General features: G+C 55.6%; 14 protein-coding genes and 1 pseudogene. 9 read left to right on the top strand and 6 right to left on the bottom strand.

Annotated elements, in window-relative coordinates; translation table 11 throughout:
• Nucleotides 1-91: 91 nt before the first annotated feature.
• The 5 genes and pseudogenes from DI14_RS02100 to DI14_RS02080 all read right to left on the bottom strand — a co-directional run bounded on the left by DI14_RS02100 (nt 92) and on the right by DI14_RS02080 (nt 3,882).
• Nucleotides 92-850: a hypothetical protein gene (locus DI14_RS02100; protein WP_034804594.1), complete on the bottom strand. Its 759-nt coding sequence runs from the start codon at nt 848-850 to the stop codon at nt 92-94.
• Nucleotides 847-1,692, bottom strand: a complete 846-nt coding sequence (locus DI14_RS02095; RefSeq protein WP_034804592.1) for an ABC transporter ATP-binding protein — start codon at nt 1,690-1,692, stop codon at nt 847-849. The genes DI14_RS02100 and DI14_RS02095 overlap by 4 nt, the downstream gene beginning before the upstream one ends.
• The gene (locus tag DI14_RS02090; RefSeq protein WP_024370596.1) at nt 1,689-1,895 is read right to left on the bottom strand and encodes a PLD nuclease N-terminal domain-containing protein; all 207 of its coding nucleotides are present in this window, start codon (nt 1,893-1,895) and stop codon (nt 1,689-1,691) included. Before DI14_RS02090 ends, DI14_RS02095 begins: the two co-directional genes overlap by 4 nt.
• Nucleotides 1,896-2,006: 111 nt before the next feature.
• Entirely contained in the window at nt 2,007-2,417 is a 411-nt protein-coding gene (locus DI14_RS02085; protein WP_034804590.1) for a universal stress protein, read from the bottom strand.
• Between the two features lie 71 nt (nt 2,418-2,488).
• A pseudogene (locus tag DI14_RS02080) lies at nt 2,489-3,882 on the bottom strand (SulP family inorganic anion transporter).
• A gap of 221 nt (nt 3,883-4,103) precedes the next feature.
• Between DI14_RS02080 and DI14_RS02075 the strand changes: the two are divergent.
• From DI14_RS02075 to DI14_RS02050, 6 genes are read left to right on the top strand one after another with little or no spacing between them, the layout of a single operon-like run.
• On the top strand, nt 4,104-4,421 hold the full coding sequence (locus tag DI14_RS02075; RefSeq protein ID WP_034804588.1) for a helix-turn-helix transcriptional regulator: 318 nt from the start codon (nt 4,104-4,106) through the stop codon (nt 4,419-4,421).
• A gap of 13 nt (nt 4,422-4,434) precedes the next feature.
• Nucleotides 4,435-4,794: an arsenite efflux transporter metallochaperone ArsD gene (arsD, locus tag DI14_RS02070; RefSeq protein ID WP_034804586.1), complete on the top strand. Its 360-nt coding sequence runs from the start codon at nt 4,435-4,437 to the stop codon at nt 4,792-4,794.
• A gap of 11 nt (nt 4,795-4,805) precedes the next feature.
• Nucleotides 4,806-6,563 carry an arsenical pump-driving ATPase gene (gene arsA / locus DI14_RS02065; RefSeq protein WP_081825803.1) on the top strand — a complete coding sequence of 586 codons (1,758 nt, stop codon included), beginning with the start codon at nt 4,806-4,808 and terminating at the stop codon, nt 6,561-6,563.
• Nucleotides 6,560-6,838: a hypothetical protein gene (locus DI14_RS02060; RefSeq protein WP_034804581.1), complete on the top strand. Its 279-nt coding sequence runs from the start codon at nt 6,560-6,562 to the stop codon at nt 6,836-6,838. Before arsA ends, DI14_RS02060 begins: the two co-directional genes overlap by 4 nt.
• Before the next feature lie 35 nt (nt 6,839-6,873).
• The gene (locus tag DI14_RS02055; protein WP_034804579.1) at nt 6,874-8,160 is read left to right on the top strand and encodes an arsenic transporter; all 1,287 of its coding nucleotides are present in this window, start codon (nt 6,874-6,876) and stop codon (nt 8,158-8,160) included.
• A 12-nt stretch (nt 8,161-8,172) separates the two neighbouring features.
• Complete coding sequence (locus DI14_RS02050; RefSeq protein WP_034804577.1) at nt 8,173-9,831, top strand: FAD-dependent oxidoreductase; 1,659 nt, start codon at nt 8,173-8,175, stop codon at nt 9,829-9,831.
• 234 nt (nt 9,832-10,065) lie between these two features.
• On the opposite strand, the gene DI14_RS02045 is transcribed toward DI14_RS02050, so the two are convergent.
• The gene (locus tag DI14_RS02045; protein ID WP_034804576.1) at nt 10,066-11,196 is read right to left on the bottom strand and encodes a GGDEF domain-containing protein; all 1,131 of its coding nucleotides are present in this window, start codon (nt 11,194-11,196) and stop codon (nt 10,066-10,068) included.
• A 215-nt stretch (nt 11,197-11,411) separates the two neighbouring features.
• On the opposite strand from DI14_RS02045, the gene pulA reads away from it, so the two are divergent.
• From pulA to DI14_RS02030, 3 genes are all read left to right on the top strand, one after another.
• Nucleotides 11,412-14,333, top strand: a complete 2,922-nt coding sequence (gene pulA, locus DI14_RS02040; protein WP_034804574.1) for a type I pullulanase — start codon at nt 11,412-11,414, stop codon at nt 14,331-14,333.
• Between the two features lie 131 nt (nt 14,334-14,464).
• The gene (locus DI14_RS02035; RefSeq protein WP_034804572.1) at nt 14,465-15,538 is read left to right on the top strand and encodes a nitric oxide synthase oxygenase; all 1,074 of its coding nucleotides are present in this window, start codon (nt 14,465-14,467) and stop codon (nt 15,536-15,538) included.
• An 18-nt stretch (nt 15,539-15,556) separates the two neighbouring features.
• Complete coding sequence (locus DI14_RS02030; protein ID WP_235193368.1) at nt 15,557-15,973, top strand: RDD family protein; 417 nt, start codon at nt 15,557-15,559, stop codon at nt 15,971-15,973.
• Nucleotides 15,974-16,044 lie beyond the last annotated feature (71 nt).

Genomic DNA, 16,044 nt, shown 5'->3' with positions numbered 1-16,044 from the left:
TCGTTAGAATTGGAATTATTTTGTAATCATTATATACCCGAAATGAGGTGGGATGAACGACTGAAAAGGGCCTATTTTTCTGGGATGTACATCAGGACGATTTGCTCAAAAAGCGCAAGGCTTTCGATGCGAAGAATAGACAGAGACCGATGAGAAGCATCGCGCTCGCGAGCGTCCATAGAGGCTCCACTTCTAAAAGAAGCGCTTCCCCGGACAAACCGCCGAGCCGCCACGGCAGCCAGTCCCACTCGAGCCAACTGATGAGGAGCGACAAGACGAGATGGCCGCCGAGCGTGATGACGAGTGCGACGAGGCCACTTTCGAGCAAGGCCGCGAACAAGAAGAAAATCGAAAGTTGGACGACGAAATGGGCGATCAACAGCCCGGTCGACACGAGGAAGTCTGTCACATTGAACGTGTCGAAGAGGATGAACGTATAATACGCGGCCGTTCCTTGTGCGAGTAAAAGCGAGACGGTCGAAAGGAGCGTGTAGTGTCCCCATTTACTGACGACGATGCGCGTCGCCGGGATGTTCAATGATTTCAGCCAGGCGAGCGTACCGAGCGTCCGTTCTTGGCTGAACGTATGCATCGCCGACAACAGGACGACGAGCAGTCCGATTTGCCGTAACTGTTCACCAGCCGACAACAGCACCTCGGCCGGTGAAGGCGAGGGGATCTCGATGACGGCGCCTTCCGGCAAGTTGCCACCGGCTGCCAAAATGTCGGGTAAGAAGTAGAGCGTGAGCGGCTGCATCGCGGCGAGTAGCATGAGCGCGACAGGGACCCAAATGAGTCGTTTGTTGCGCCAAGACTCGTTCCACTCTTGTTTAAAGATGGCGGTCTTCATGCGTTCACCTCCAAGAAGAGTGACTCGAGCGACGGATGACCGACGTGGAGAGATTGGACACGCAAGCCACGTTCGAGGATTGTTCGCAAGATTGCTTGTTCCGTCACGTCTTTCGCTGACGTCTCGAGTTCCCACGACGTCCCGGAGCGCGTCACGCGGACGACGCCAGGTAGCGCTCGCCAAACGTCCTCGGTCGTCTCGTCAGCGAACAAGCGGAGTTGGATCGACGACTTCGACCCAAGTAGGTCCGTAACTGTGCCTTCCATAAGAAGCTTGCCTTGACGGAGCAACAACACCCAATCGCTCGCTTCCTCGGCATCCGGCAAGACGTGGGTCGAATACAAAATCATCCGCTCGCGTTTCAAATCACTCAACAGATCGAGCACCTCGCGACGGCCGCGTGGGTCGAGTGCCGACACCGGTTCATCGAGCAAGAGCAGTTCCGGATCGTGGACGAGCGCTTGGGCGATGCCGAGCCTTTGCCGCATTCCGCCAGAAAGTTGGGAAGCAGGTCGGTCGACCGGCTCGAGACCGACGCGGGCGAGCAGTTTCACGGGATCCGGTTTTGTTCCGGTCAGTTCGCCCGCGTAGCGAATCGTCTCGACAGGGGTGAGTGATGGATAGAGCGCCGGGCGCTGCGGCAAGTAACCGATGCGAATGCTGTCATGACCAATCAGTTTACCAGACGTCGGCGTTGTCACCCGAGCCATCATGTTGAGCAATGTCGTCTTACCGGCCCCGTTCTCGCCGAGGAGTGACGTACAGCCGGGACGGAGCGAGAAGCTGACGTCATCGAGCGCGGTGAACGTGCCGAACCGTTTCGTGAGATGGTCCACTTTCATCGTTTCGTCCGTCCCCAGAGGAAGTAGATGATTGGCCCGAGGATATTCATGAACAAGATGACGAGTAGCCACACCCACTTTGGCCCGTTCGTCTCATTTCGCTTAAATAGGTCGATTAACGCGAACGTCAGCAAGACGAGCTGTAAAATGAGTAGCGGCAATAAGATGAGCAATAACATGCCGGGGTCGTTTGCGATTTCCATGACAATCCCTCCTTAGTTTAAAAGTATTCTTTAATTCCATTCCACATATGGCGGTGAGTTCCTGTATCGGACACAAAAAATCCCTTTCTCGAAATGGAGAAAGGGATAGGCTCATTTGACGATGATGACAGGGGCGAGTGCCCGCTTGGCGAGCTTGTGGCTGACGCTGCCGAGCACGAACTCTTGGAACGCGTTCAACCCGCGCGACCCGACGACGTACTCGTACGGTTCGTGGTTGGCGTACTTGACGAGCTCGACGTCCGGTTCGCCACGGAGCTCGATGTACTCATACTCGACGCCTGCTGACTCAATCAAATCGAAGAGTGGCTGTAGCATCCGCTTTCGTTTCGTCTCGAGGTCGATTTTCCCAGTCGAGTTGAGCGCGGCTTCTTTTGACTCTTTCGCGCTGACGACATGAACGAGATCGATTGTAGCGTCTGACGCCTTGGCGAGTTGAATCGCTTTCTCAAGCGCACGTTTCGAGTGGGCAGATCCGTCTGCCGCGATAAATACCTTTCCCATACAAGTCCTCCTCTTTCACACAGTCTCTTTTTAGTATATGCGATTGACCAACATGACGGACAGCAAATTCATCAATGTCCGGCGTTCGCATCTTGTTGTTTCAAATGGAGTGCGAGCGTGTTGAGCAATTTTTCCGAGTCTTTGTTTAAGTTCAACAGTTCCGGCTCGATTCCGAGGGCACGGTATTTGAAGACGACTTTGTCGATGGCACCGATGGCCGAGTCATCCCATAGATGCGTGTTCGCGAAGTCGATCGTCACGTGTTTGATTCCGGCTTCCGTGTCTTCTTCGATGTCAAACCGGTTGACGAATTCGGACGTCGAGGCGAAGAACAGTTGGCCGTTCACGACGTAATGTGCCCGGTCTTGGTCAATTTTACGGTCGAGCTCGACTTTTGAGATCTTCGCTGCAAAGAGGATTGCCGCCGTCAAAATCCCGGCGAACACACCGATCGACAAGTCGTGCGTGATGACCGTCACAAGTACCGTGACGAGCATGACGACCGTGTCCGATTTTTGTGCCGTCCGCAGGCCTTTGAGCGAGCCCCAATCAAACGTCGCGTACGAGACGAAGAACATGACGCCGACGAGCGCGCCGACCGGGATGAGCATCAAGATGTCACTCATCGTCATGATCATGATGAACAAGGCGAGTCCGGCGACGAACGTCGACAGGCGGCCACGGGCACCGGACGAGACGTTGATGACCGATTGGCCGATCATCGCGCAACCTGGCATCCCGCCAAAGAAACCGGCGACGATGTTGGCGATGCCTTGACCTTTCGATTCGCGGTTTTTATTCGAATCCGTACCGGTCATGTCATCGACGATTTGTGCGGTCAGGAGCGACTCGATCAATCCGACGAAGGCGAGGGAGATCGAGTAAGGGAGGATGATCATCAACGTTTCAAACGTCAACGGGACGTTCGGAAATAAAAATTCCGGTAGCGTTGCGGAAATCGTCCCCATGTCGCTAATGTTTTTCGTCTCAAGCCCGAGCGTGACCGCCAAAATCGTCATGACGACGATGGCGACGAGCGGCGCTGGGATGACTTTGTTGATGCGCGGGAACAAGAAGATGATGGCGAGCGAACCGGCGATGAGCGCAAAGATGATCCAACTCTCCCCTTCAAAGTTCGTCAGCTGCGCCTGGAAGATTAAAATCGCCAAGGCGTTGACGAAGCCGACCATGACGGCACGCGGGATGAATTTCATCAACCGGGCGATGCCGAAGTAACCGAGTGCGATTTGAATGATTCCGGCGAGTATCCCGGCCGCCCCCCGGCGATCGAGATGACCATCGCGATGATGAACGAGGCATAGAGTCCGACCATCGGATCGACACCGGCGATGAGCGAGAACGCGATTGCCTCTGGGATGAGCGCGAGCGCGACGACGAACCCCGCGAGCACGTCGGCCCGGACGTTGCCGAGCCAATCTTGTCTTACTGTATTTAGTTTTTCCAAAAGAACACACCTCTCTATATTTTTGACTTTGACCTCCGAGTCTCACGAAGATCAAAATGCGTTTTATATGAAGAAAGTGTTCCTGCCGACACCTAGTTTCACAACGTCGTTTATCATACCCAACTTTTTCAGGAAAGACAATTGCTTCTCGTTAAAAACTATGTTAGTTTCATAACGTGAAGGTTATATAACGATATTGTTATACAGATAGGAGAATGAAGATGCATACAGCAGAAGAGTTGAGCAAGGTGCTCAAAGTGCTCGGCGACGCGACGCGTTTGACGATGCTCAAGCAGATGCAAGACGGCGAACAGTGCGCCTGCAGTTTCGTCGACTGCTTCGACATCTCGCAGCCTGCCATCAGCCGTCACTTGAAGATGATGCGGCAAGCGGGGCTTCTTTTGGAGCGTCGCGACAAACAGTGGATTCACTATCGATTGAACGAGACGAGCCCGTTTTATCCGATCGTCATCGAGTTATTGAACAACGTCGAGACGGACGTTGCGGACTGTGGCTGTGAGACCGAATGTGCCATTTAAGGGGGAAACGAAAATGAAACTAGAAGTGTTCGAACCGGCCATGTGCTGTCCGACCGGACTGTGCGGTCCGTCGATTGACCCAGAACTGACACGCATCGCGACCGTCCATTACGTGTTGAAACAACGTGGCTTTGACGTCGCGCGTTACAATCTCGCATCTGAGCCGAACCGCTTCGTCGAAAACGCGCATGTACAGGCCGAGATCGCGAAAGGGCTTGATACGCTTCCACTCACGCTCGTCGACGGGGCGATTCTTAAGCGCGGCGCCTATTTGACGAACGACGAGATTGCCGAACTGACGGGACTACCGGTCACGGCGTTCGCGAAACAAGACGGAGAGAAGCCGAAAGTGCGCATCACGCTCAAAAAATAAGGAGGATGCTTATGGACCGCTTTGATTTTCAGACGATCGAGCCGACCCGTTACGTGTTTTTGACGGGAAAAGGCGGCGTCGGCAAGACGTCGACCGCATCAAGTCTCGCGTTGACGCTCGCCGACCGCGGCAAGCGCGTCTTACTTGTCTCGACCGACCCGGCGAGCAATCTGCAGGACGTGTTCGAGATGGAACTTGACGAGACGCCGCGGACGGTGCCTGGCACCGCGCTCTCGATTGCGAATTTCGACCCGGAAGAGGCTGCCAAACAGTATATGGAACGCATGGTCGGACCGTATCGCGGCGTGCTCCCGGACGTCGCCATCCAGTCGATGGAAGAACAGCTGTCTGGCGCCTGTACGGTCGAGATTGCGGCGTTCGATCAGTTCACCGAGCTGTTGACGTCAGAACAGGCACGTGTGGCGTACGATCATGTCATCTTTGACACCGCACCGACCGGTCACACGTTGCGGTTATTGACGTTGCCGAGTGCGTGGGATGAATTTTTAGAGACGAATACGACCGGCGCCTCATGTCTCGGTCCGCTCGCAGGACTTGCCGATAAGCAAAACCAATATAAGCAAGCGGTCGAGACGTTGTCGAACGGAGCGGAGACGACGTTGCTGCTCGTTGCCCGCCCTGAAGTCTCGACGCTCGTCGAGGCGGCACGTGCCGCGACCGAGCTTCACGCCATCGGGATCGAGCGGATGCAACTCGTCATCAACGGCGTCGTCGCATTCGACGAAGGGACAGACCGCTATACGAAACGGTTCATCGAACGGCAACAACAAGCGCTCGGCGAACTTCCAGAAGCCGTCGCCCATCTCGAGACGTTCACGCTCCCGTATGCGTACGAGAACTTGGTCGGCGTGCCGGCGTTGCGTCGCTGGGTGAACGGGGAGACGGTCTCCATCCCGGACAAGACGTATGACGCGAGCCGTTACGGCTCGATCGATATGCTCGTCGATGCGATGGAAGCGGACGGACCGAACGTCGTCATGACGATGGGGAAAGGCGGGGTCGGCAAGACGACACTCGCCTCGCTCATTGCCGTCGCACTCAGCGAACGGGGCCATGCGGTCCACTTGACGACGACCGACCCGGCGGCGCACGTCGCCTTCACGATCGGCGAAGACGTGCCGTCGACGTTCACGGTCGACGCGATCGACCCGAAAGTCGAGATCGAGAAGTACCGGATGGACGTGTTCCGGGAAGCGGGCGAGATGACGGATGAGCAGCGTTTGATGCTCGAAGAAGATTTACGGTCACCGTGTACCGAGGAGATCGCCGTCTTCCGCGCCTTCGCGAGTCAAGTGGCGAAAGCGAAAGACCGCTTCGTCGTCATCGACACGGCGCCGACCGGCCATACGCTTCTCCTCTTGGACGCGACCGAGAGCTATCACCGGGAGCTCGAACGCTCGACTGGCATCGTCCCAGAAGCGGTGCGTGATTTGCTACCGAAGCTTCGTGACCCGAAACAGACGCACGTCGTCATCACGACGCTCCCAGAGGCGACACCGGTGTATGAGGCGGAACGGCTCGTCGTCGATTTGAAACGGGCCGAGATTCACCCGTTCGCCTGGGTCGTCAACCAATCGTTCACACCGCTCGACGTGACGAGCACACTACTGACGGCGAAAGTCGCGAGCGAGACGCAATGGCTCGACCGTGTGAGTAAGCAACCGCGCCCGACACTCCTGTCGTGGCAAGAACAACTGCCGGTCGGTTATCCGGCACTATCCCAACTACTCAAGGAGGAAGTCAAATGAAGGTGACAAATGAAGCAATCGACTTTATGAAAGCGGCGCTCGCCGAGGAAGAAACGAAATCGGTCCGCATCTGTATGGAGGCAGGGTGCTGTGGTCCGACGATTGGTCTCCATATCGCCGCGCCAGAAGCGACGGACGACGTGAAAGATTACGACGGCCTCATGTTCGCCGTTGCGAAAGACGCCGAAGCGATGGCGGAGAACGTCACCCTCGACGTCGAATCGACGGAGGACGGCGTGAGCCTCGTCCTTCGCGGTCTGCAACAAACTTGCTAACTAAACACAAATAGAGGTTATTGGAGGAACACATTGTGCAGTGGATTGCTAGTATCATTTTTTTAGTGACGCTTTTCCTCATCATCAAGCAACCGAAAGGCCTCGGCATCGGTTACTCGGCGATGGGGATGGCCGCCGTCGCCCTCATCACCGGCGTCGTCAATTTTGATGACGTCGGGACGGTCTGGGGCATCATTTGGAATGCGACGTTCACCTTTATCGCCATCATCGTCATCTCGCTCATTTTAGATGAGATTGGTTTCTTTGAATGGGCCGCGTTACATATGGCCCGTATCGCAAAAGGCGGCGGGGTGAAGCTGTTCGTCTATATCACGTTGCTCGGTGCGCTCGTCGCTGCGCTGTTCGCAAACGACGGGGCGGCGCTCATCTTGACGCCGATTGTCCTCGCGATGGTGCGGGCGCTCAAATTGCCGGACGCGGTCGTGTTGGCTTACGTCATGGCTTCCGGCTTCATCGCCGACACGGCGAGTCTGCCGTTCGTCGTCTCGAACCTCGTCAACATCGTCTCGGCTGACTTCTTCGGCATCGGGTTCGCCGAATACGCGGCCCGGATGGTGTTCGTCAACGTGTTCGCCGTCAGTGGAAGTTTGCTCGTCTTGTACTTGTACTTCAAAAAGGACATTCCGAAACACTATGATGTCTCGAAGCTCGTCGAACCGGCCTCGGTCATTAAAGACCATCGGATGTTCCGTATGTCGTGGGTCGTGCTCGCCCTGCTCGTCATTGGCTATTTCACGAGCGACATCGTCGGGTCCCCCGTCTCCATCGTTGCCGGGATCATCGCTTTGTTCTTCCTGATCATGGCGAACCGTTCACCGGCCGTTCGGACGAACACGGTCCTCCGCGGCGCGCCGTGGGCGATCGTCTTCTTCTCGCTCGGGATGTACATCGTCGTCTATGGTCTGCAAAACGCAGGACTGACACAAGTGCTCGCCAATTTCATCGACTGGTTCGCCGTCAACGCGTTCACAGCGACGTTTGGGATGGGCTTCTTAGCGGCCATCTTGTCATCGGTCATGAACAACATGCCGACTGTCATGATTGACGCACTCGCCATCGATTTGACGAATACGACCGGTCAGATTCGGGAAGCATTGATTTATGCGAACGTCATCGGATCCGACCTCGGTCCGAAGATCACCCCAATCGGCTCGCTCGCGACGCTGCTCTGGCTTCACGTGCTCCGGTCAAAAGGACTCAAGATTGGGTGGGGGCAGTACTTTAAAGTCGGAATTATCTTGACGATTCCGACGCTCACCATCACCTTGCTCGGCTTATACATCAGTCTATTACTTTATTAAGGAGAGTTTAATATGAAATTAGTCATCATCGGTTCAGTCGCTGCCGGGACATCGGTCGCGGCAAAGGCACGTCGGAATAACGAAGACGCACTAATCACCATCTACGACCGGGATTACGACATCTCGTACTCGGGTTGTGGCATCCCGTATTACGTCGGCGGAGAAGTCGAGTCGCGTGATGATTTGACACCGCGTGACGCGGCGTTCTTTAAGAAACGCTATCAGCTCGACGTGTTGACGCGCCATAACGTGACGGCGATTGACAAAGATGCGCAGACGATCATGGTCGAAAACCTCGAGACGGGAGAGACGTTCACGGACACGTATGATCGCCTCGTTCTCGCCACTGGCGCCTCGAGCATCATCCCGCCGATCCCGGGCGTCGATTCGGACAACGTGTTCCCGATTCGTAACATCCAGAACGCGGAAACGACACGACACTTCGTCGATGCGACGAGTCCGAAACATGCGACCATCATCGGGGCCGGGTTCATCGGGCTCGAGATGGCCGAGCAGCTCAAGCTGCGCGGTGTCGACGTCACGGTCATCGAACGCATCCCGCAAGTGATGCCGCCGCTCGACAAGGATATGGCGTGCCGCGTCGAGGACCATCTCGAGAAGAACGGCATTGAGCTCCTGCTCGGCGAGACGGTGACGGAACTCGTCGGGGACGGGCACGTCGAACGTGTCGTCACGAAGAGCGGCAAGACGATTGACACCGATCTCGTCATCCTGTCGGTCGGCGTGCGGCCGAACACGGAACTCGCCAAGTCCATTGGCGTCAACATCGGCGAGACGGGTGCAATCGCCATCAACGAGCGGATGGAGACGAACGTCGAGAACGTGTACGCGGCCGGTGACGTCGCAGAGAGCTTCTCACTCGTGACCGGGAAGCCGATTTGGCGTCCGCTCGGTTCGACGGCGAACAAGATGGGCCGTGCCCTCGGCGACTTGTTGACGGGCGGCGACCTCGAGCATCGCGGCATTCTCGGAACGGGTATCTTCAAAGTGTTCGGTCAAGCCGTCGCGCAGACGGGTCTCTCAGAGCGTGAGGCGCGTGAGCTCGGTTATGATGTCGAAGTGCTCCACAACACAAAACCGGACAAGCCGGCCTATATGGGCGGGAAAGACTTGACGATTAAAGCGATTGGCGACCGGGCGACGCGTCAGTTGCTTGGTGTTCAAATCGTCGGTTTCGAAGGGGTCGACAAACGAATCGATGTCTTCGTCACGGCGATGACGTTCAAGGCGAAAGTCGATGACTTGTTCCACCTCGACCTCGCCTACGCGCCACCGTTCTCGACGACGAAAGACCCGGTCATGTACACGGGCATGGCGCTCGCGAACAGCATGAACAAATCGGCGCGTCTGATTACACCGGCTGAGCTGCAGAAGCGAATCGATGCAGGTGAGGACATGCAAATCATCGATACGCGGAAAGCGGCACAGTTCGAGAAGGCATGCGTCGACTGCGCCGTCAACGTGCCGCTCGGTGATTTACGTGCGGCGGCGAAAGACATGGACAAGAACAAGCCGACCGTCGTCTACTGCAACGGCGGCGTGACGGGGAACGCGGCGCAAAACGTGCTTCGTAACCTCGGCTTCACCGACGTGTACAACTTGTCAGGCGGCAACAAGAACTATCAGTTGTTCAAGAAATACGGAAATTAAGTCAGACGGCGTCCGAGTGATTCGGGCGCCGTTTTGTTTATAAAGAAGGATCTGGCGCATCGTCCTTTGGCGCCTTCGCTTTCCTAGGGCAAGCAGGGAGCCGCATCGCTGAACGCTGCTGGGTCTCCCTTTGCTTGCGATTTCCTAAGGAGTCTCCGGCGCCACGGACGATGCGCTCGAACGACCGTCAACTAATCGACGAAAGCGAACTAACCCCAGTGCCGTGCACTGGGGTTAGTTCGCTTTCAATTCTTTCCACTTGCCGAGACGGTTGCGACCGCTCCGTTTGGCGACATATAACCCGACATCTGCTTTCTTGGTCAGTTGCGCAGACGTGACGACTTTCGCCTCCGACGTGCTCGCAATCCCGATGGAGACGGTGACGTCAATCGGGGATCCGTCCGGTAAAACGAACGGGGTCTCGGCGATTTGACGCAAGTAGCGTTTACCGATGACGAAACCTTGGGACAGGTTACAATCAGATAAGAGCACGGTAAATTCTTCCCCGCCGTTTCGGCAGACGTCGTCGTCACTGCGCGCCGTGTCGTTCAAGCGTTTGGCAAGTTCGACTAAAATGACATCCCCCGCGTCATGGCCGTATGTATCGTTGATTGACTTGAAGTGGTCAATGTCGAGTAAAAGCAAGGCAACGTCTTGCGTCCCGGTGAACACTTCTTCGTCGACGCGTTTCATCTCTTCTTCGAAGCGACGGCGGTTGCCGGTTCCCGTAAGCGCGTCTGTGAACGCCGCTTCCTTGTATTGGGAGATGAGCCGCTCCGACCGTTGCATCTTATGGATGCCGCCGTAAACGATATGAAGGACGAATCCGGCAGCGTACCCGATTGTGAGGAAGGCGAGGAACGTCCAAATATATGTCTCGGCCTGATCATACGTGTAAAAATTTAGCAGGGAAAAGAGCGTGATGAAACCGAGACTGATGCCGTTGACGATGCGGATATCTCGGGCCGGGATGATGCGTTCACGAAAATGCAGGAACGCGACAGAAACAAGGGCCGCGAGCGAATAATCCAAAAATGCGATCAACAAGAGCGTCTCCGATAAGATGAACGGCAAGACGAGAATACTCGCGACATACGTGATCCGCACGCCTGATAGGCCAAAGTAAAGAGCGGCGATGATGATGGGCACGAAGCCGTATTGAAAGTCGGCTTGAGCGTTCCACAACACGCCGTGTAGCGTAATGAGGACGGAAAGGCCGGCTAGTAAAAATGAGATGGTGACTTGACGCCGGAGCGGGAGCTTCGTCGTGAAGCCGAGGCGCGTGAGCCGGGAAATGATATAAAGACCAGCGAGCAATAGGCTCGCATTGGCGACCAAATTATTGATGAGCTGTGTCAGTGACATATGGTGAACCATCCTCCTCTCCTTTCTATATACAGTCCATTTCTCCCAAATTGCAATCGTTTTTTAATTGGTAAATCGAGGTGGTTTGCCAACCGTTGGCGCGAAGTGGCAGAGCTTAGGTGCTTGATTAGAAAAACATTGAATTCAAGGAAGGAAACGTTTACAATTTTTGTGTAAGCGTTTTCTCAAATTTCATGCTACAAGGAGGGACCCACATGGTCAACAAACAATGGAAACCCGTATGGGCAGTTGTGCTAACGTTTGCACTAATTCTGTCAATGTTTCCGATGTCAGCGTCAGCCCTCGATAAAGGAAAGTCGACGTTAGTCGTCGTCCACTATCAAGAGGCGCCTGGCAATCAGACGGATTGGAACTTATGGCTTTGGGCGAATGGCCCAGATTATTTCCCAAACAAAGGCTTCGCCTTCAACGGTGAGGACGACTTCGGCAAGGTGGCGGCCTACGAATTCCCGGTCGATTCACCGGAACGACTCGGTCTCATCGTCCGCACGGACAATTGGGACAAAGACAAAGGGTCTGAGAACGACCGCTTCATCACGAGCGACATGATTAAAGACGGCGTCGCCGAAGTGTGGATCAAGTCGGGGGACTCGAAGATTTACACGTCGAACCCGGACGGGGACACGGCGAAGACAGAAGTCGACATGAAAGTACACTATTTCCGCTATGACAATACATACACGGACTGGGGCCTTTGGACTTGGCCGGACGGCGGAGACGGCCAGAGCATCGCGTTCGACGAGACGGACGAGTTCGGCGCCGTGGCGAACGTGAAGTTCGCGAATCCGGACGCGAAAAACCTGATCGGTCTCATCACGAAAAAAGGTGAGTGGGCCGAGAAAGACGGCGAAGACCGTTTCGCCCTCAGCACGGCGAAAGAGATTTGGCTCGTCGAAGGCGAGTCAACGATTTACTATTCGGAGCCTGAAATCGATCGCTCCCCGAAAATCGTAGGATTCGAGGCGACGACGTTCCGCGCGGCGAAGCTCACGCTCAACCGCGCGATCGATGCATCCTTCGCGAACGAACTGAAGATTAACGGGGCGAACGTGAAATCAGTCGAGGTGACAGGTGACAAATCGGTCACGGTCCACTTCAACGAGGACATCGATTTGACGAAAGTCATCACGGCGACGCACCCGACGTTCGGGGAACGCGTGCTCCAAGCGGGCGACGTGCTCCGTTCACCGGAGTTCGACGCGAAGTATGCGTATGACGGCAAGCTCGGCGTCACGTACCAAAAGTCGAAGACGAACTTCGTCTTATGGGCCCCGACAGCTCAAGACGTCAAACTCGAACTTTGGAACATGCCGAAAGACCGACCGGCAAACGATCAAGACATCAAGAAAACGATTCAAATGAAGCGTGGGGAACGCGGCACCTGGATCGCAGAAGTACGCGGTGACCTCGACGGCATCGGCTACACGTATAACGTTAAGCACGCTTCAGGCAGCGTCCGTGCGGTCGATCCGTATGCGACAGCAGTCGGCGTGAACGGCGACCAAGGGGTCATCGTCGACTTGAAAGAGACGAACCCGAAACGCTGGAACAACATGAAACCACAGTTGAAGCAATCGACGGACGCGATCATTTACGAGACGCACGTCCGGGACTTCTCAATCTTCGACGTGACGTCGAACACGTACGACTCAGGCATTCGCCATAAAGGCAAATACCTCGGTGTCGTCCAACCTGGTACTCGCTTGATTGAGAATGGCAAGAAGACGAACACGAAGACAGGGCTCGACCACGTCAAAGATTTAGGCGTGACGCACGTCCAGTTTATCCCGGTGTACGACTATAACACGGCATCGGTCGATGAGACGAACCCGGACGCGAAATACAACTGGGGTTACGATCCGAAAAACTATAACGCGCCGGAAGGGTCGTATTCGACGAACCCGTATGATGCGAAAGTTCGCATCACGCAATTGAAAGAGATGATTCAAGGGCTCCACGACCATAACTTGCGCGCGGTCATGGACGTCGTCTACAACCATATGTTCGATGCCCAGGCGTCGAACCTTCACAAAATCGTTCCAGGCTATTACTACCGTTACACGGCAGGCGGCGATTTCGCGAACGGGACTGGCGTCGGAAACGACACGGCCTCGGAGCGAAAGATGATGCAAAAGCTCATCGTCGACTCGACGGTGTACTGGGCAACCGAGTATAAGTGGGACGGGTTCCGCTTCGACCTCATGGGTATCCATGACGTCGACACGATGAACAAAGTCCGCCAAGCGCTCGACAAGGTCGACAAGTCGATCCTCGTCTTCGGCGAAGGCTGGGACCTCGGCACACCGCTCGACCCGGCATTGAAAGCGAACCAAAAGAACGCCTACAAGATGCCAGGCGTCGCGCACTTCAACGACAACATCCGTGACGGCTTGAAAGGCAGCGTCTTCATCGACACGGACAACGGCTTCATCAACGGCAAAGACGGCCTTGAGAACCGCATCAAGACCGGCATCGTCGGGGAAATCGATTACAACGCGGACATCAAAGGCTTCACGAAACAACCGACACAAGCGATCACGTACGTCGAAGCGCACGACAACCACACGCTCTGGGACAAGCTAGAGCTCACGAACCCGGAGACGTCGGAAGCGGACCGGACGAAGATGCACCGTCTCGCCTCGAGCATCCTCTTGACGAGCCAAGGGACGACGTTCATCCACGCCGGCCAAGAGTTCATGCGGACGAAAGAAGGCGACCACAACTCGTACAAGTCGCCGGACCGAATCAACCAGATGGATTGGAAACGCGCCGCCGACCGGAAGGCGGACGTCCAGTACATGAAAGGTTTAATCGAGATGCGTAAAGCCAACCCAGGCCTTCGCATGACGGACGCGAAAGACGTCAAGAAAAACGTCAAGTTCTACCGTTCTGAGCCGAACGTCATCACGTACTTGATTGACGACAAGGCACCAGGCCAGAAGAAAGATTTGTTCATCACACATAACGCCAACGCGAAAACGGTCAAAGTGAAACTCCCGACTGGGCAGTGGAACGTGATCGTCGACGGCAAGCAGGCAGGCACGAAGACGATTAAACGCGTCTCGGGCTATGTCGAGGTGCCGGCGTACGCGACGGTCGTGGTGAAACAACCATAATCTCTAGACCACGGTTATCCGTGGTCTTTTACTATGGATAAAAAATATGCATATCCGTTTAAATAATTCAGTTGATGCACATCTCCCAAGTTCTATAAGATGAGAAAGACAGATATGAAGAGGAGATAGACATGATGGTACAGGCAGCACGAGACTTTTTCTCACAATTGACAGGGGACCAGACGGAACGATGGATGGAAGTGGAGTCGGAAATCAATCGGACGGGCACATATACGCTGACGACCGAAGAGTTGACGGAAGGGGCGAAGCTCGCCTGGCGCAACTCGAACCGTTGCATCGGCCGACTGTTCTGGCAGACGCTCCACGTGCGTGACGCCCGGGAGGTGACGACGTTTGACGAGGTGTTCGACGCGCTCGTCGCGCATCTCCGTTTCGCCACGAACGGCGGCAAAATCCGCTCGACGATGACCGTTCTCCCAAACGAATTTCGTCTTTTGAACAGCCAGCTCGTCCGCTACGCCGGCTATGAGACGGCGGAAGGGATCATCGGCGACCCGTTGTCGCTCAACATGACGAGACAAGCCGAACGACTCGGATGGCGCGGTGCCGGGACGGCGTTTGACGTGTTGCCACTCCTAATTACGGACGGGCAAGACGTACGGTTGTACGAATTGCCGGACGATGCGGTGCTCGAGGTCGAGATTCGCCATGACGACTACGACTTGTTTGACGGGCGGACCATCAAGTGGCATGCGGTCCCGGCCATCGCCGATATGGAACTAGAAATCGGAGGACTCCGTTTCACGTCGGTGCCGTTCAACGGCTGGTACATGGAAACCGAGATTGGGGCGCGCAACTTGGCCGACGCCGACCGTTATGACTTGCTTCCGCTCGTCGGTGCGTCGCTCGGGCTCGACACCACGAAAGAGCGGACGCTTTGGCGCGACCGCGCGCTCGTCGAGTTGAACGTCGCCGTCTTGCAGTCGTTCGAGCGGTCCGGCGTGACGATCGTCGACCATCATACGGCGGCCAAACAGTTCAAGCGGTTCGAGAAGAACGAGACGGACGCGGGACGTGACGTCACGGGGCAGTGGAGCTGGCTCATCCCGCCGCTCTCACCGGCCGCGACGCACGTGTTCCATCAACATTATGAGGACCGGGTCATGACACCGAACTTGTTCGCCCGTTCCGGCTGCCCGTTTTCCTCGTTTCAAGCGAAGCCAAAAGAGGAATTGAAAGGCTAGAACCGAAACGAAAGGATGATGAACGTGGCAGTCCCAATCTGGAAGCGTGCCGTCGCCAGTCAAATCGACCAACTCATTTTTCAGACACCGGCCAAACTGATTGAAAAATCGATTCGCAAAGCAATTTGGCCTAAAAAAGAAGTGAAGCGTTATTACTTACCGACGCTCGTCACAATCGCCGGAGAAGTATACTTCCTCTTGAATCGGAACGGCCAGACGATCGGTGACCAGGTCGTCGGCATCAAAGTCGTCAGCCAAGACGGCCGTCCGCTCTCGCTCGAACAAGTCGTGAAACGGACGCTCTATAAGGACGTCGTCTACCCGGCGACGCTCGGGCTCCCACTCCTCCGGGCGCTCCAACAGATGAAGTCGAACAAGGACGTCGAACTCCCGCACGACGAGTTCGCCCACACGAAACTGATTTCGACAAAATGACTCGGGCAGGGCGATGCGAATCGTCCTGCTTTTTTTCATCAGGCAAGTGGCGCCTGAAATCATGTATAATG

Origin of the sequence: Exiguobacterium sp. AB2 (assembly GCF_000696055.1) — a bacterium.
In the GTDB taxonomy this organism is placed as follows: Bacteria; Bacillota; Bacilli; order Exiguobacteriales; family Exiguobacteriaceae; genus Exiguobacterium; species Exiguobacterium alkaliphilum.
This window is presented reverse-complemented; position numbering and strand designations above follow the sequence as displayed.

Coding starts and splice junctions, on each gene's coding strand:
- DI14_RS02100 (WP_034804594.1), bottom strand. CDS start 850: ATGAAGACCGCCATCTTTAAACAAGAGTGGAACGAGTCTTGGCGCAAC.
- DI14_RS02095 (WP_034804592.1), bottom strand. CDS start 1,692: ATGAAAGTGGACCATCTCACGAAACGGTTCGGCACGTTCACCGCGCTC.
- DI14_RS02090 (WP_024370596.1), bottom strand. CDS start 1,895: ATGGAAATCGCAAACGACCCCGGCATGTTATTGCTCATCTTATTGCCG.
- DI14_RS02085 (WP_034804590.1), bottom strand. CDS start 2,417: ATGGGAAAGGTATTTATCGCGGCAGACGGATCTGCCCACTCGAAACGT.
- DI14_RS02075 (WP_034804588.1), top strand. CDS start 4,104: ATGCATACAGCAGAAGAGTTGAGCAAGGTGCTCAAAGTGCTCGGCGAC.
- arsD (WP_034804586.1), top strand. CDS start 4,435: ATGAAACTAGAAGTGTTCGAACCGGCCATGTGCTGTCCGACCGGACTG.
- arsA (WP_081825803.1), top strand. CDS start 4,806: ATGGACCGCTTTGATTTTCAGACGATCGAGCCGACCCGTTACGTGTTT.
- DI14_RS02060 (WP_034804581.1), top strand. CDS start 6,560: ATGAAGGTGACAAATGAAGCAATCGACTTTATGAAAGCGGCGCTCGCC.
- DI14_RS02050 (WP_034804577.1), top strand. CDS start 8,173: ATGAAATTAGTCATCATCGGTTCAGTCGCTGCCGGGACATCGGTCGCG.
- DI14_RS02045 (WP_034804576.1), bottom strand. CDS start 11,196: ATGTCACTGACACAGCTCATCAATAATTTGGTCGCCAATGCGAGCCTA.
- pulA (WP_034804574.1), top strand. CDS start 11,412: ATGGTCAACAAACAATGGAAACCCGTATGGGCAGTTGTGCTAACGTTT.
- DI14_RS02035 (WP_034804572.1), top strand. CDS start 14,465: ATGATGGTACAGGCAGCACGAGACTTTTTCTCACAATTGACAGGGGAC.
- DI14_RS02030 (WP_235193368.1), top strand. CDS start 15,557: ATGAACGTGGCAGTCCCAATCTGGAAGCGTGCCGTCGCCAGTCAAATC.